Origin of the sequence: Paenibacillus sp. Dod16 (genome assembly GCF_049893405.1) — a bacterium.
Classification (GTDB): Bacteria; Bacillota; Bacilli; order Paenibacillales; family Paenibacillaceae; genus Paenibacillus_AQ.
Window position 1 is genome coordinate 1 of record NZ_JBNDYG010000017.1, and the last position, 15,548, is coordinate 15,548.

The 15,548-nt window shown below is 48.5% G+C and carries 14 protein-coding genes, 1 rRNA gene and 1 other RNA gene; 1 reads left to right on the forward strand and 15 read right to left on the reverse strand.

Annotation, left to right across the window (positions count from 1 at the left end; all coding sequences use genetic code 11):
• The 15 genes from ACPV3A_RS14750 to rpoE all read right to left on the reverse strand — a co-directional run.
• A 16S ribosomal RNA gene (locus ACPV3A_RS14750) occupies nt 1–128 on the reverse strand; the annotation flags it as partial.
• Nucleotides 129–460: 332 nt separating this feature from the next.
• Nucleotides 461–730 (reverse strand): pro-sigmaK processing inhibitor BofA family protein, encoded by a 270-nt coding sequence (locus ACPV3A_RS14755; RefSeq protein ID WP_426200095.1) that lies wholly within the window; start codon nt 728–730, stop codon nt 461–463.
• A gap of 47 nt (nt 731–777) precedes the next feature.
• Nucleotides 778–1,068, reverse strand: a complete 291-nt coding sequence (locus tag ACPV3A_RS14760) for a DUF2508 family protein (RefSeq protein WP_071222339.1) — start codon at nt 1,066–1,068, stop codon at nt 778–780.
• Nucleotides 1,069–1,297: 229 nt separating this feature from the next.
• Complete coding sequence (gene recR / locus ACPV3A_RS14765; RefSeq protein WP_071222338.1) at nt 1,298–1,897, reverse strand: recombination mediator RecR; 600 nt, start codon at nt 1,895–1,897, stop codon at nt 1,298–1,300.
• 25 nt (nt 1,898–1,922) lie between these two features.
• The gene (locus ACPV3A_RS14770) at nt 1,923–2,234 is read right to left on the reverse strand and encodes a YbaB/EbfC family nucleoid-associated protein (protein WP_009595540.1); all 312 of its coding nucleotides are present in this window, start codon (nt 2,232–2,234) and stop codon (nt 1,923–1,925) included.
• 40 nt (nt 2,235–2,274) lie between these two features.
• Nucleotides 2,275–3,990, reverse strand: coding sequence for a DNA polymerase III subunit gamma/tau (dnaX, locus tag ACPV3A_RS14775; protein WP_194540357.1), 1,716 nt, complete (start codon nt 3,988–3,990; stop codon nt 2,275–2,277).
• Between the two features lie 293 nt (nt 3,991–4,283).
• An RNA gene (ffs, locus tag ACPV3A_RS14780) (signal recognition particle sRNA large type) lies at nt 4,284–4,550 on the reverse strand.
• Nucleotides 4,551–4,667: 117 nt separating this feature from the next.
• Entirely contained in the window at nt 4,668–4,865 is a 198-nt protein-coding gene (gene rpmE, locus ACPV3A_RS14785; protein ID WP_006207505.1) for a 50S ribosomal protein L31, read from the reverse strand.
• 177 nt (nt 4,866–5,042) lie between these two features.
• Nucleotides 5,043–6,320: a radical SAM protein gene (locus tag ACPV3A_RS14790; RefSeq protein ID WP_194540356.1), complete on the reverse strand. Its 1,278-nt coding sequence runs from the start codon at nt 6,318–6,320 to the stop codon at nt 5,043–5,045.
• A gap of 32 nt (nt 6,321–6,352) precedes the next feature.
• Entirely contained in the window at nt 6,353–7,681 is a 1,329-nt protein-coding gene (gene rho / locus ACPV3A_RS14795) for a transcription termination factor Rho (RefSeq protein WP_426200096.1), read from the reverse strand.
• 151 nt (nt 7,682–7,832) lie between these two features.
• Nucleotides 7,833–9,092 carry a UDP-N-acetylglucosamine 1-carboxyvinyltransferase gene (locus ACPV3A_RS14800; RefSeq protein ID WP_194540355.1) on the reverse strand — a complete coding sequence of 420 codons (1,260 nt, stop codon included), beginning with the start codon at nt 9,090–9,092 and terminating at the stop codon, nt 7,833–7,835.
• A gap of 314 nt (nt 9,093–9,406) precedes the next feature.
• The gene (fba, locus tag ACPV3A_RS14805; RefSeq protein ID WP_071222333.1) at nt 9,407–10,261 is read right to left on the reverse strand and encodes a class II fructose-1,6-bisphosphate aldolase; all 855 of its coding nucleotides are present in this window, start codon (nt 10,259–10,261) and stop codon (nt 9,407–9,409) included.
• A 174-nt stretch (nt 10,262–10,435) separates the two neighbouring features.
• Complete coding sequence (locus tag ACPV3A_RS14810; RefSeq protein ID WP_071222332.1) at nt 10,436–10,828, reverse strand: response regulator; 393 nt, start codon at nt 10,826–10,828, stop codon at nt 10,436–10,438.
• A gap of 271 nt (nt 10,829–11,099) precedes the next feature.
• Nucleotides 11,100–12,701, reverse strand: coding sequence for a CTP synthase (locus ACPV3A_RS14815; protein WP_194540354.1), 1,602 nt, complete (start codon nt 12,699–12,701; stop codon nt 11,100–11,102).
• 699 nt (nt 12,702–13,400) lie between these two features.
• Nucleotides 13,401–13,967 carry a DNA-directed RNA polymerase subunit delta gene (rpoE, locus tag ACPV3A_RS14820; protein ID WP_194540353.1) on the reverse strand — a complete coding sequence of 189 codons (567 nt, stop codon included), beginning with the start codon at nt 13,965–13,967 and terminating at the stop codon, nt 13,401–13,403.
• A 366-nt stretch (nt 13,968–14,333) separates the two neighbouring features.
• Between rpoE and ACPV3A_RS14825 the strand changes: the two genes are divergently transcribed.
• On the forward strand, nt 14,334–15,482 hold the full coding sequence (locus tag ACPV3A_RS14825) for a S8 family peptidase (protein ID WP_426200097.1): 1,149 nt from the start codon (nt 14,334–14,336) through the stop codon (nt 15,480–15,482).
• Nucleotides 15,483–15,548 lie beyond the last annotated feature (66 nt).

Here is a 15,548-nt window from a genome sequence, read left to right on the forward strand (position 1 = left end):
ACCATCAGGAGTGCAAGCACTCCATCAAGACCATCAGGAGTGCAAGCACTCCATCAAGTCCGCTCGACTTGCATGTATTAGGCACGCCGCCAGCGTTCGTCCTGAGCCAGGATCAAACTCTCCAATAAAGTGTTTGACTTGCTCATTTCTTAACTGACGAGAATTTGTTCAATTCTCTTTATGCTCCACCATCCAACAAACCAAGGCTTGTACAGGATGATTTCGCAATGGATTCCACTAGTGAAATCCTTACTCACTCGTTGTTCAGTTTTCAAAGATCAATCATTTTCGTTCGTCATCCGCATCTCAGCGGCGACTTTTATAATATATCATACTAGCTTGCTGTTGGTCAAGAGGTTTTTTTGATTATTTTTTCAACCAATAACTGCCTGACCGGTGAAACTCTATCACCCGGAATCAAACGGGCGAACATTAATGTATCATAGAATATAAGCCTGCGTCAACTACCTAATACCGTTATTTTTAATCCAACAAGAAGGGCCACGCCAGGCAAGCCCAGGAGCATGACGGTTCCTATGGTCATCGGATTCAGAGGAATATACGTTTCGGCCGCCAATCCGGAGAAATTCACAACATAGATAGCCACTGCCGAGAGAGCAAGATGGGCGCCAAATACGGTTAACCATCCCAGCCCGAGCTTCTTTCTAAACACAACATAAATAAGCAGCAAGAGCGATATGCATAGTACGCCTAGCACAATCAGTTTCATAGTTACTCCTCCTTCAATGGTCATTGGACATCTCTCTCAGCCTTGGCTTAGCCATTCTCCCTTTTTTGCTCAATGTATTGCATCCTTGCCCCATCCAGGTTGAGCTGCTTGGCCTGTTTGAGATTCATCTGGTATTTGCGCTCCGCCGCCTCCAGCATATAGATCGCATAATCGATCTGATCCTGTCCCGTTGCCTCTTGAAACAGCAAGTGCGCACGCTCCCACTCCATTTGGGATCTCTGGACGTCCAAGAAGACATGCCACATCCGTTCCTGATCCTCTGCAGTGATATACGTTTCCTCTACTTTTTTCCTCGACTGCTTCCACCATATCTTCATTCCGTTCACTCCCTATGAATATGAATGTTAAAAAACTGCTCTTAATTAGACCGTCTGTAACATTCATATCGAGAGAGGGACAAACTTAGAACCAAAAGAACTCTTTCAATTACTGCTTTCTACACCTTACAGTGAGCAAACAAAAAAACGAGCCATCAGAATTTCTTCCAATGCTCGTTCTCGTATAGCTTTCATATCTCAAACAGTTACTGCAAAGAATCACAAAATATCAGTTCAGTTCTCTTCGGCCCTCGAGTGCCTTAGATAAAGTCACTTCATCTGCATACTCCAAGTCACCGCCAACAGGCAGTCCATGGGCAATTCGGGTCACCTTAATATCAAAAGGGCGGACCAGACGCGATATGTACATCGCCGTTGCCTCTCCCTCGATATTAGCGTTTGTCGCCAAAATGAGTTCTTTTACACGTTCGTCACTTAAACGCGTAAGAAGCTCCTTCAGACGGATCTCATCCGGCCCGATCCCCTCCATCGGAGATATGGCCCCATGGAGGACATGATAGTAGCCATCGAATTCCTTCGTACGCTCCATTGCCACGAGATCCTTCGCATCCTGTACCACGCAGATAGTCGAAGCATCCCGGGTTTTGTCCTGACATACCCGGCATGGATCCGTATCGGTGATGTTGCAGCAGACGGAGCAGTAGTGCAGATTCCTTTTGACACTGACTAGCGCTTTGGCAAAATCTATAACGTCATCTTCCTTCATGTTCAGAACATGAAAAGCCAGGCGGGCGGCCGTCTTCGGCCCCACACCCGGCAGTCGCGTAAAGGCGTCGATGAGCTTCGCGATCGGTTCAGGATAGTACAAATGTAACTACTCCTTCTAGGTTAGATTAGAACAAGCCCGGAATTTTCATGCCGCCTGTGAATTTGCCCATATCAGCATTTGCGATTTCTTCAGCCTTGGCAAGAGCATCGTTAACCGCAGTCAATACCAGATCCTGCAGCATTTCCACGTCATCCGGATCAACCGCCTCAGGTTTGATGTTGATGGACAAAATTTGTTTATGACCATTCGCTTCCACGGTAACCACGCCACCGCCGGAAGTTCCTTCAACGGTTTTCGTAGCGAGCTCTTCCTGAGCCTTGAGCATTTGCTCCTGCATCTTTTTCACTTGCTTCATCATTTGGTTCATATTATTCATGATTCATCTCTCCTTATAATAGGGTGCACGTAGGGACGTGCTAGTCTTTTATGACAACGAGGTCTTCTCCAAACAACTGGATGGCCTCATCAATCCATGGTTTTTCCCCACCGGCCTCCGCTTCTTCGTGCTCAAGCTTAAGTTCTTCTGCCTGAGGCTTGCCCACTCCTTCTACCGCGTCACTCCAATCACGAAGCATCATGGTAACCAGATGATACGGCTTGCCAAGCGTTGACTCAAGAACCCCTTCAATCACCTGTTTATTGGCAGGCTTCTCCGTGGTTTCGCGGTGGATGTTGTTTTTAAAAGCGATAAGAACCTTGTCTTCCCATACGGACACGGGCTCACCATCCATTAGCCATGCATGGACCGTTACCTTCTCCTCTTTCACGTTCTGCAGAATTTGGGCCCACTGCCGTTGAACAGATGTAAAATCCTCCCCGGTTCGGCAAGATACATACTGATCCATATGCTGCGGAATCTTGGCTGATGAAGCTGCTTTCGGTGCCGGTGTACGGGTAGACTTGGCCGGTTCGCGTTGACCTGATGCAGGAACACCATTTTGTATCAGTCGTTCCAGCTTCTTCTCAAGTGCGGCTACGTGCTGTTTCAGCTGAGCGAGTTCACCTGCATCGGCCGTACTATGGGCAGCTGAGGCCCCACCCGCAGATTGGGTTATACCGGAGAGCTTGAGCAACGCTACCTCAAACAGAGTTTGCGGCTGCGAGGCGTATTTCATCTCACTCTGATACCGGTTCAGCGTATCAATCATTTGAAATAGTTCCTCTCGGCTGAAGGCATTTGCCATCTCCTGAAACTCTGCCGGATTCAAAACCCGATCGGTCAGCTTGTCAGCGCCTGGAACCATCTTGATCATGAGCAAATCGCGGAAATAATACAGGAGGTTCTCCATGCATTTATCTGCACTTTTTCCCTCCTGCATAAATTGCTCCACAATCTGCAGCACAAGTCCGGCATCCCCCTGTTTCACAGCACTGGCCAGACGGCCAAACTGCTCCGAGGCAATGCCGCCCGTCATGTCCATGACCTGCTGGTAAGATACCGTACCTCCGGTAAAGGAAGCAATCTGATCCAGAATGCTCAGTGCATCCCGCATACCGCCATCCGACAGACGTGCGATATACTGCAGCGCTTCATGCTCTGCCGTAATGCCTTCTTCTCCGCAAATCTGCTCCAGACGCCCGGTTTGTTCGTCCAAGGAAACTCTACGGAAGTCAAACCGTTGACAGCGTGAGATGATCGTTGCCGGAAGCCTGTGCGGCTCTGTTGTCGCTAGTATAAACATCACGTGTGCCGGCGGTTCCTCCAGCGTTTTCAATAAGGCATTGAACGCTTCCGTCGTCAGCATGTGTACTTCATCGATAATATAAACCTTACGCCGAACCTCGGTCGGTGCGTATTTGACTTTCTCCCGCAAATCACGGATTTCCTCGACGCCGCGGTTGGATGCAGCATCGATCTCCTGAACATCCATGACGGCTCCGGACGTTATACGCCGGCAGGCCTCGCATTCATTGCAGGGTTCCTCAGCCGGACCATGCTCGCAGTTCACGGCTTTGGCCAAAATTTTAGCGGCACTGGTCTTGCCTGTACCCCGTGGACCGCTGAACAGGTAGGCATGGGAAACCCGCTGCTCGCGAATGGCATTCTGCAGGGTCTGGATAATATGCTGCTGGCCCACCATGTCGCCGAACGACTGTGGTCGCCAAGCACGATATAACGCGATATGTTCCACTGTGCTTTACCCTCTTTCAACTTCCACTTCACGAGATCGAGAACCCTAAGGTTTATACTAAGCCCGATCTTCGCGTGCTTTACTATTGCATTTATGGTCAATCCCAGCCCAAAAGGCGTGAGTTTAACGGTTATATTATACTACATTCTATACTACTTTCCCCTGCCTTAGCAAAACGTTTACTTGGAAATCTTTATCCAAAGTGCACATGAAGGATCAGCTTGAATCTATAGCCGTCTCGACAAAAAACACCCTTGCCAATATGGCAAAGGTGTTATGTGCAGATATGTATACCGTGCACCTGTTATTGATAATTGCGATCCGAGCGGCAATCCTGAGCAACAACTCGGGCTAGGCACCCCTCCGGCACAAAAGCGATCTTGCTTATGGCTGCTTCCTTCCGGACCTGACCAGGTTCACAAGTGCTCATTGCGGAGGACCCAACCGTCAACGTTGAGCGCAGGGACCAGCCTCACATCGACAATACCTCTAACAGGAATTCAACCTCGCTACAGCGGATTGCGAGTTACAGGGCACCGCTACCTCCCCGTCTAGCACGGCGAACTTTAGTATATCGCATGGCTATCAAAAAAGCAACCGACGGAAGAAGTTGCATACTCCACCAGCCCTGTAAACAGACAAAAACCCTTCGACCACAAGGGCGAAGGGTTTGTTTATTAGATACCGTATTTCTTCTTGAATCTATCAACACGACCGCCAGCATCCAGGAATTTCTGTTTACCTGTGAAGAACGGATGACAGTTCGAGCAAATCTCTACACGAAGATCTGGTTTTACAGAACCTGTCTCAAACGTATTACCGCAAGCACAAGTAACTGTAGTAACGTGATATTTCGGTTGAATATCTTGTTTCATTGTAGCTTTCACCTCTTTCCGCCCTGAGCCTCATGCGGACCCAGAGTTATATGGACACATAAATGGAGTATATCACGAGCATATTGAATGCGCAATAGCCCATACACAAATCATCAGACAAGTCCACAATTGGAATTTCAACCTGATTTTAACACATGCAATGCCAGCACGATTCTGCTAGATAATTGAAGGTCTCTTCTTCGGTCTTGCCTGTCCCGGAGGCGGCACATGCGTATAGGAGCCAATCACCACATCCGGCAGCTCCTCCTGCATAATCTCAATAGCCTGCTTCATCCCCAGAATCTCACCTTGCGCAGGCGGAATAAGCTCGAGATAGCTCTCAGGGTCAATATTGAGATTACGGAGCTGGATTAACTTGAGGCCCGTGCGGCGGGCAAACTCAATCATAGCCTCCAGCTCTTCCTCGCGATCGGTCACGCCCGGGAAGATCAGATAGTTGATGGATGTATACACGCCTTGATCGGTTGCATAGCGAAGGGATTTCTCCACATTGGCCAGCGTATAGCCCCTTGGCTTGTAGTATGCGTTATAATGATCATCCAATGCACTGATTGTGCTGACTCTCATCAGATCAAGACCCGCATCCACGATGCCGCGGATAAAATCGGTCAGTCCCGCATTGGTATTAATATTAATGTAGCCCATATCAGTCTGCGCCCGAACTTCTCTCATGGCTTCTATAATGATTTTCGCCTGCGTGGAGGGCTCTCCCTCACAACCTTGGCCAAAGCTGATGATCGATTCCGGTGTCTTCAGATGCTCCAGCATGACCTGCACCAGCTCATCCACTCTCGGACGGAAGTTCATGCGGGTCTGAGGCGCGACAAAGCCGCTGTCATCCGGCTGTTCCGATATACAACCGAAGCAACCGGCATTGCAGGAATAAGATACGGGAACAGCGCCTTCCCAGCGATTCAGGAAGGTGTTGGATGCCGTCAGGCATTCATATCCTAATGCACAGTTAGACAGATGCTCATAGAGTCGATTCTCCGGATATTTCTCCTTCAGCGTCTTAACCCCAAGCTCAAGATCGTTCAGATCGCAGTTCACAGGGTTCCACTTCTCAGGGTCATCGGACAAACGCGCCGTCGTATAGAAGGCGCCATCCTTCCATACCACCGCCGAATAACCAAACAGCGGCAGCTTATATTCCTTGTCCGTCTTCACGTACCCTGGCAAGCACAAGCGGGTATATCCTTGCGGCAAAAGCGCTCCGACAGCGGTATACCCATCCTCAAGCGGCATCATTTCACCGGTCTCCGGATCCATCCCGATCGCTCGGGTGCTCGGCAGCCCGACCAGGGTAGCTCCCTCTGGCAAAGGTATCAATTCATCATCCAATATTTCAACGATCATATCACCGCTTCGGGCAAGCCCGAACAGCTCGGAATGATCATAAACGTTCCCTTGCTCATCTGCATAAACCAAATACATGTTGATCTCCTATTCTCCTGGTTGATTCAGGCTTAGCTCTGAGGTGCCGTCGCTGCAGATGCACGCGATGGACGTCTGGCTGTCTGGCTCTGAGTCCCGGTTCCGCTGCCGTTATTGGCATTCACATCAAATGATGCCAAGAACTCCGCGTTATTCTTGCTGTCACGCATTTTTTTGAGGAATCCTTCCACAAAGTCAGCAGAGTCGTTCATATTTTTACGGATCGCCCAAATGGTATCCAGTTCATCCTTGTTCAAGAGCACCTCTTCACGCCGGGTACCGGAGCGACGAATGTCGATCGCCGGGAAAATACGGCGTTCCGCGAAGCGGCGATCCAAGTGCAGTTCCATATTGCCCGTTCCTTTAAATTCCTCATAAATAWTATCATCCATCCGCGATCCGGTTTCAACCAAGGCTGTAGCCAAAATCGTCAAGCTTCCGCCTTCCTCCACGTTACGCGCCGAACCGAAGAAGCGTTTCGGACGATGGAATGCAGCAGGATCAATACCGCCGCTCAGGGTTCTTCCGGACGGAGGGATAACCAGGTTATATGCACGCGCAAGACGGGTGATGCTGTCCAGCAATATAACAACGTCCTTCTTATGCTCCACCAGCCGCAAGGCACGGGACAATACCAGTTCCGCCACTTTAATATGGTTCTCCGGAAGCTCGTCAAAAGTAGAAGCAACCACCTCGCCCTTAACGGAACGCTGCATATCCGTCACTTCTTCAGGCCGTTCATCGATGAGTAAAACAAACAGTTCAATCTCTGGATTGTTGGTTGAGATGCTGTTGGCGATTTCTTTTAAGAGGAGCGTTTTCCCTGCTTTTGGCGGTGCCACGATCAAACCGCGTTGTCCTAAACCTACAGGTGCAAGCAGATCCATAATTCGGGTTGACAACTGATTAGGGGATGTTTCAAGAACAAGCTTTTCTTGCGGATATAGAGGAGTCAAGGCTGGGAAGTGCAATCGTTCCGCTGCGACGGCAGGATTCTCACCATTCACAGCGTTGACCTGCAGCAGCCCGAAGTAACGTTCGTTCTCTTTAGGTGTCCGGCATTTGCCCGAAACCAAATCTCCGGTCCGTAAATCAAATTTACGAATCTGGGAGGCTGAAATGTAGATGTCCTCCGTGCTCGGCAGATAGTTGATCGGTCTAAGAAAACCGTAACCTTCCGGCAAAATCTCGAGTACGCCCTCCATGAACATCAAGCCGCTCTGTTCGGCCTGCGCCCGGAGAATGGCAAATATCAATTCTTTTTTCTTCAACTGGCCATAATAAGGAATCTGATACTTTTTGGCCAGCTTATACAGATCCGTCAGCTTCATGCCTTCCAAATCGGCTATTTGTAAATCCATTCAATAACCACCTATTCAATTATTTGTTTCTGTCACAGCAATCCTGCTGTCATGTAGTCTATTATTCTATGAGAGCTTTACTAGGAGCATTACCCAAATCTGAGGGAGATATGCAGTTTCAACCACACATTTCCCTCATTTTGGTAAAAAATCATTCTTCCTCGGTCTCACGCCATACGTCGGCACCCAGCATGCGCAGATTGGATACCAGATGGTCATAGCCGCGATCAATGAATTCTACGCCGCTTACCTCCGTCACCCCTTCGGGTACGGTTAGTCCCGCAATCACAAGAGCCGCACCTGCGCGCAGGTCGGTCGCTTTGACCTTGGCTGCGTTCAGCGGACCACCTTCTATAATGGCCGAGCGTCCCTCCACGCGGATCTTGGCACCCATGCGAACTAACTCCGGAACATGTTTAAATCGGTTGCTATATACAAAATCACTAAGGACACTGACGCCTTCCGCTTGGGTAAGCAGGCTGGTCATTGGTGATTGCAAATCCGTTGCAAATCCAGGATATACAAGCGCCTTCACGTCCACATGCTGGTATCGGTCCTTACCGATCACGCGGATGCTTTCGTCCAGCTCCTCAATACCAACACCCATCTCGATCAACTTGGCAGTGAGGGCTTCAAGGTGTTTCGGGATGACGTTGTCAATCAGAACATCACCGCGAGTAGCTGCGGCAGCAATCATATATGTACCGGCCTGAATCCGGTCTGGAATAATGGAATGGCGGCAGCCATGCATCTCGGTTACGCCTTCGATCCGGATCGTTTCCGTTCCGGCGCCCTTAATGACAGCTCCCATGGAATTCAAAAGTGTTGCAACATCTATAATTTCAGGCTCTTTCGCCGCATTTTCAATAATTGTGGAGCCTTTGGCCTTAGCAGCCGCCAGCATAATATTAATCGTTGCACCAACACTGCTCACATCCAGATAGATCTTCGCGCCTCGCAGCTCTTTAGCATGCAGATGAATCGAACCGTGTTCATTGGTGACGGTTGCGCCAAGCGCTTCAAAACCCTTAATGTGCTGGTCGATGGGACGAGGTTCAAAATTACAGCCGCCCGGCAGGCCGATCACGGCTTCTTTAAATCTTCCAAGCATGGCGCCCATCATATAGTAGGACGCGCGCAGTTTCTTAACGGGTCCGTTAGGCATCGGAATAGATTTGATATCAGAAGGGTCAATTCTCATCTGATTGCCTTCCCATGAAACTTGCCCGCCCAATTCTTCCAAGATCTCAGCATAAACAGCCACATCGCTGAGAAGCGGCAAATTATCAAGTACGACTTCCGATTCCGCCAGAATTGCGGCGGGAATTAACGCAATCGCGCTGTTCTTTGCACCACTGATTGTTACAGTACCTCGCAGTGGGCGTCCACCGCTGATCATCAATTTTTCCATAAGCTTTCGGGTCCCCCTACATCACTTCGCAGCCGGAAATGGTTCTGATGGCCGTCATACAAGAAAAACGTCTTATCGACGTTCCTTAAGGATGACAGACCGCATTTAGCGTTTCTTATTGTTCTCGATGATCCGGTTGTGAAGCTCACAACCCGCTTGTACTTTGATATCTTAATAAATGAAATGGAAAAACACCGGCTACGCGGTGTGCTTTCCATTTCATTGTATGCAGCATAAGACAGCCTAAATATCTTAGGTGATTCCAATCGTCATGTCGTAGCCACTAGAACTACAAGCGACTTAACTATGAATAATTAGGCTTGATTGTTGGAACCAAACTCACGGATTTTGCCAACAACGGTTTCCTTGATTGCCTCACGGCCTGGTTTCAGGAATGTGCGTGGATCGTAAGCTTCCGGTTTAGCAGCAAGCACTTCACGAACAACTTTAGAGAACGAGATTTGGTTCTCAGTATTCACGTTGATTTTGGAAGTACCCAAGGAGATCGCTTTCTTGATGTCATGCGTCGGAATGCCTGTACCACCATGAAGCACCAACGGAAGTTTCACAGCATTGCGAATCTCTTCCATCTCTTTGAAACCAAGGTTTGGTTCGCCTTTGTAAGGACCATGAACAGAACCAAGCGCAGGTGCCAATGTGTCGATGCCTGTTTCGTTCACGATGCGAACGCAATCGTCCAGCTTCGCGTACATTACGTCACCGATAACATCATCTTCTTGTCCGCCGACCATACCGACTTCAGCTTCAACGGAAACGCCTTTAGCATGAGCATACTCAACGACTTGTTTCGTTGTTGCAATATTCGTATCAATCGGGCTGTGGGAATCATCGATCATAACCGAAGTGAATCCTGCGTCGATTGCTTCTTTACATTTCTCAACACTTGAACCGTGGTCAAGGTGAATGGCAACAGGAACCGTAACTTTCAGGTCCTCCATCAAGCCTTTTACCATGTGTACGACGGTGCTGAATCCACCCATATAACGAGCTGCCCCTTCGGAAACACCAAGAATTACCGGTGATTTCTCTTGCTCAGCCGCTTCAAGAATCGCATATGTCCACTCCAGGTTGTTGATGTTGTATTGACCAACAGCATATTTACCTTCGAGTGCTTTGTTCAGCATGTCTGTCATTGATACTAATGGCATGGTTTCATCCTCCTATAGATGCTTAGTTTGTCTATGGTTTTTAGCCGATATAACATACGGACTTATTATACCACATCGCGTCATAAATACTAAACAAGCATTTCCTAAAATGCTGCGAAGGAGCTCACATTCTGGCAAAAAAAAGAATTCCGCCCTTTGAGCAGAATTCATCATTCAACCGATATTACTGGCGGTCCCTTTCAGCTGCATATTAACGGCTTGACGCATCTCGTCAATATCAAAGGGTTTGGTAAAATGCATCAACGCACCAAGATCGGTTGCTTCCTTGATCATGTCAAGCTCTCCATAGGCCGTCATCATGATCACCTTAATGTCCGGATTCATCTGTTTTATATGCTTCAAAATCTCAAGCCCGTCCATTCCAGGAATTTTCATATCCAGCAGCACCAAATCCGGAGCATGCATCTTCACAATTTCAAGTGCCGCCTTGCCGTTCGCCGCTTGAAACGTCTCATATCCCTCACTGCTGAACACTTCCACAAGCAGGATGCGGATACCATTCTGGTCATCCACAATCAACACTTTGTGTTTGCTTTCCTTGCTCATCCTTCTAACCTCCCCGATACATAAATTCGTATAATGAGTATATGCAAACTCGAAAGTTCCTAACTTTCCCATAACCGACCATTATTTGTATTCGCCTGTAGATGTCGAATTCCTTCCTATCCTAAAAAAAGTAAGAAAAAAAGATGTACGAATTTGTTGTATGTGAATCGACAGCTCCGGACATCCGCTCTGAAGGTTAGCTTGCCCTCTCTGTCATTATGATAATGGATTTCTACGCAAAAAAGAGCCTCTTCAAAAGAGGCTCTTCTCATTATGCCTGATGCTGGATCGAGGCTTTTACAAATTCACGGAACAGCGGCTGCGGACGGTTCGGACGGGAAGTGAATTCCGGATGGAATTGCACGGCGAGGAACCAAGGGTGTCCTGGCAGCTCTACAATTTCAACCAGACGTCCATCCGGAGAAGTACCGGATATGCGCAGACCTGCTTTTTCAATATCTTCGCGGTACTGGTTGTTGAACTCATACCGGTGGCGATGTCTTTCATAAACGAGCTCGTCCTGGTAGCAGGACTCTGCAAGCGATCCTGGAACCAGCTTACATGGATACAGACCCAGACGCATCGTTCCGCCAAGATCCTCGATATCCTTCTGCTCCGGCAGCAGGTCGATGACTGGATATTCGGTAGCCGGATCAATTTCCGAGCTGTTCGCGCCGTTCAGACCGACAATCGAACGGGCATATTCAATAACAGACACTTGCATCCCAAGACAAATACCGAAGAATGGAATGTTGCGCTCACGGGCATAACGAATCGCGCTGATCTTACCTTCGATACCCCGATCTCCAAATCCACCCGGTACAAGGATACCACCAATGCCCCTCAACGCCTCTTCCACGTTGTCTGCCGTAATCTCTTCGGCATTCACCCAGCGGATTTTCACGTCAGCATTAGCATCAAAGCCTGCATGAGACAGGGATTCAACAACACTGAGGTAAGCATCGTGCAGTGCGACATATTTACCAACGATCGCAATCTCAACGGTCTTCTCCAGTTTGGATACACGCTCCACCAGATCTTCCCACTCGCTCATATCCGGCGCAGGGGTAGTCAATTTCAAATGATTGACAACAATTTCATCAAGACCTTCTTCACGCAAATTCAGCGGTACCTCATACAGCGAGGAGGCATCGCGGCATTCTACAACCGCGTTAGGATCGATGTCGCAGAAGAGCGCGATTTTTGCTTTCATCTCGGTTGAAAGCTCATGCTCCGTACGGCACACGATAACATTCGGCTGAATGCCGATACTGCGGAGTTCTTTTACACTGTGCTGAGTCGGCTTCGTTTTTACTTCACCGGCTGCCTTAATATATGGAATGAGGGTTACATGAATATACATCACGTTCTCACGGCCAACGTCGCTCTTAATTTGACGGATCGCCTCAAGGAAAGGAAGGCTTTCGATATCGCCGACCGTTCCGCCGATTTCGGTAATAACCACATCCGAACCCGCTTCACGGCCTGCACGGAACACGCGCTCCTTGATTTCGTTCGTAATATGAGGGATTACCTGCACGGTACCGCCCAAATATTCTCCCCGACGTTCCTTGCTGATAACAGATGAGTATACTTTCCCTGTTGTCACATTGCTGTTCTTCGACAGGTTAATATCGATGAAGCGCTCATAGTGTCCCAGGTCCAGGTCGGTTTCCGCACCGTCGTCCGTAACGAATACTTCGCCATGCTGGTAAGGACTCATGGTGCCCGGATCTATATTAATGTACGGATCGAATTTCTGAATCGTTACCTTGAGCCCTCTGTTCTTAAGCAATCTACCGAGCGAAGCGGCGGTAATTCCCTTACCAAGAGATGACACGACCCCGCCTGTTACAAAAATATACTTTGTCACTGTAAAAACCCTCCTATATAATCTCCATAACTTCAGGCGACATATGATGTTTATCCTAACCCGTTTTCCCCTGATTCATCAGAGGGACCAACAAAAAAGCATCGCTCGCTTCCAAAAATGGTGAGCGAGCTGACCTCCGACCTATTACAAACCGCATATATTGACGCTTAAATGATCCTCATATCATGTCGAGCTGCTTAACACGGCATACGTTATGAGGCATCAAGACGAGCGGTTTCCATACCTCATCTTAAACAACTGCAAACTTGAATCTTAGTTGACATAAGGTTTAGCAGAAGATGTCCCCTACCGGCGGAATACTCACTGCAAGAGACCATGAAAGTCCAGTCCCTACAGGAAGGATGCCTCCACAGTCCAAAGAAAAAATGTCTATCGACAAACTTCCAGAAGACAGACCGCTTTTGATAAGGTGCTTCTCTTGCGTTATTAGGTCCAGAAGCTAGCGTCGTTTACACTTTCTGAGCCTTAAAAACAAAAAAAGTGACCCCGAATAAATAACGGGGCACTTTTATATTAAACATATTTAATCCACAATCATAAGCCCAAGCAATAGTTTACTCTGTGCCTTGTCTGCTTGTCAAGAGAAGAAGCAGCCTCAAAATTCCCCAATCGGCTGACAATGTAAAACACCGTCATAATCAGCTCAGACAAGTGCTAAAGTCCCTGCTGCATGAGGGATTAATCCTTATCGTCTTCCTCAAATGCCTCATCTTCCAGATCATCTTCCTCATCGGATTCGGAATCCTCGTCTTCCAATTCGTCATCATCCAGAACAACCTCTTCGTCTACTTCATCGTCGGCATCGTCATCATCCGGGAAGAGATCGTCGTGATCATCATCTTCTTCATCGATGCTGTCGAAATCCTCCTCGACATCGTCACCGCTATAAGTATCCTCTTCATCGGTGAAGTCATCGTCATCATCATCTTCATCGTTGATGATCCGCGGACGCTTGGCGTTCGCAATCGGATCCTCGGACTTCTCCAGCGGATACCAGCGTTTTAGTCCCCACAGATTCGTTCCTACACATGCGAAACGTCCGTCTATATTGATCTCGGTATATAACTGGGCAATCGTTTCGTTAATTTCCTGTTCCGTAAAGCCGCGAAGCTTGGCCACCTCATTCATAAGGTCACGGTAATAATACGGCGTATTCGCCGCCTTCAGAACCATAAAAGCCAGGTCAACCATTGGGATTTCCTGAATCTTCTCCGGATCGATCTTTAAATTGAGCGGATTACTCACTAACGCACACTTCCTCTCACACAATCTTCACGTTATACCCTCAACATATCCATTATCAAAACTAAGTAAAACCTATTTGGAAATAAAAATCAAGTTTTTCTGCGCCATTACCCATCAGATGCCAAAAGGAAAAAGACGGAGACAATTGTCTCCGTCTTCTGACTGTATCCGCCCCAAGGATCGACTCCTTACGGGATTAGATAAGAGAACCTTGATGTTCCCTCCATGTATCTTATGTTAGCCCTGCTGCTTTGACACGGTAAACAGGGCCTATTTCCCGGAAAAAGGGCAACATCCCATTCGGGCACTCTCCCCGGTTCATACAATACTGAAGCAACGGTTCATCGAGAAGGGAGATTGCCACATATGGATTACACCCGGATCATGCAATCACTACTTACAGAGACGAACCCTATGCGGAACGTCCGGGAAATGAACCGGCGGCTCCTCACGTTTCATGACCCTCAGTTGTACCAGGAATGTATCCGCGAATGGATGCGACTTGTCTGGAAAAGGCGTTTTCCGAGTTCAGTCAGCTATTCGCCGCTTACCCAAACCATCATCGCTCCAGCTCCCCAAACCGCGAAGTTTGAAGCGGAGTTCCGGAATGAACTGATGGTAGAAGAGGATGACCAGGTTCATATCCAAGCCATACAAGGGACAATTGGAACGCTAACCGGGATCCCATGGGGTATCAAGCAAATCAAAGCCCCTCAAACCTGGTCGATCTCGACAGGACACCGCATGAAGATTGCGGTTATCGACACCGGGGTGGATTTCGCTCACCCCGATCTGAAGTATTCGCTGACCCGAGGGATTAATCTCGTCCACCGAAACATACCGCCATACGATGACAACGGACACGGAACACATATTTCGGGTACCATCGCTGCTGCGAACAGCACGCAGGGCATGATTGGCGTTGCTCCAAGATCTGTGGTGTATCCAGTCAAAGCCTTTGATCACAACGGATCCGCCTTTGTGTCGGATATCATTCTGGCCATCGACTGGTGCGTGCGGGCCGAGATCGATATCATTAATATGAGTTTCGGTATGCAGACCCGAAGCCGTACGCTGCTGGATATTGTAGGCAAGGCCAACCAAGCAGGCGTCATTATTGTAGCCTCCTCCGGCAATGACGGCAAACGTCGTACCGCGGACTATCCTGCCCGTTATCCTCAAACCATATCCGTCGGAGCTACCGACCGCAACCGGAAGATCCCCTCCTTTAGCAATCGTGGGCAATTTGTCGATATTTATGCACCTGGAGATAAAATCGTGTCCGCTTGGCTGCAAGGAAAATACCACGAGATGAGCGGCACCTCTATGGCGACTTCGCACGTCAGCGGAGCGATCGCCCTGCTGCTTGCGCAAAAGCCTGACCTGAAAAAAACGGCTACCATTAAGGCCCTGCTGCGACGCACCTCCTCTCCCCTTAAGCTTAAAAAAGGATACAGCGTCTCCGATGGAGAGGTAAATGCCTTGAAATTTTTGCGCGAGGGCATGAAATTATAGACTGATTCTTCAGTAGTTACAAAAGAAGTCCGTTTGCAAATTCAAAACAGCCGCCTTTCCACGGAA

Bases quoted from the DNA above. Each gene is read 5' to 3' on its own strand.
- ACPV3A_RS14770 (WP_009595540.1), bottom strand. From the start codon at position 2,234: ATGAATAATATGAACCAAATGATGAAGCAAGTGAAAAAGATGCAGGAG.
- ACPV3A_RS14810 (WP_071222332.1), bottom strand. From the start codon at position 10,828: ATGAGCAAGGAAAGCAAACACAAAGTGTTGATTGTGGATGACCAGAAT.
- ACPV3A_RS14760 (WP_071222339.1), bottom strand. From the start codon at position 1,068: ATGAAGATATGGTGGAAGCAGTCGAGGAAAAAAGTAGAGGAAACGTAT.
- ACPV3A_RS14825 (WP_426200097.1), top strand. From the start codon at position 14,334: ATGGATTACACCCGGATCATGCAATCACTACTTACAGAGACGAACCCT.
- fba (WP_071222333.1), bottom strand. From the start codon at position 10,261: ATGCCATTAGTATCAATGACAGACATGCTGAACAAAGCACTCGAAGGT.
- ACPV3A_RS14800 (WP_194540355.1), bottom strand. From the start codon at position 9,092: ATGGAAAAATTGATGATCAGCGGTGGACGCCCACTGCGAGGTACTGTA.
- ACPV3A_RS14790 (WP_194540356.1), bottom strand. From the start codon at position 6,320: ATGTATTTGGTTTATGCAGATGAGCAAGGGAACGTTTATGATCATTCC.
- ACPV3A_RS14755 (WP_426200095.1), bottom strand. From the start codon at position 730: ATGAAACTGATTGTGCTAGGCGTACTATGCATATCGCTCTTGCTGCTT.
- rpmE (WP_006207505.1), bottom strand. From the start codon at position 4,865: ATGAAACAAGATATTCAACCGAAATATCACGTTACTACAGTTACTTGT.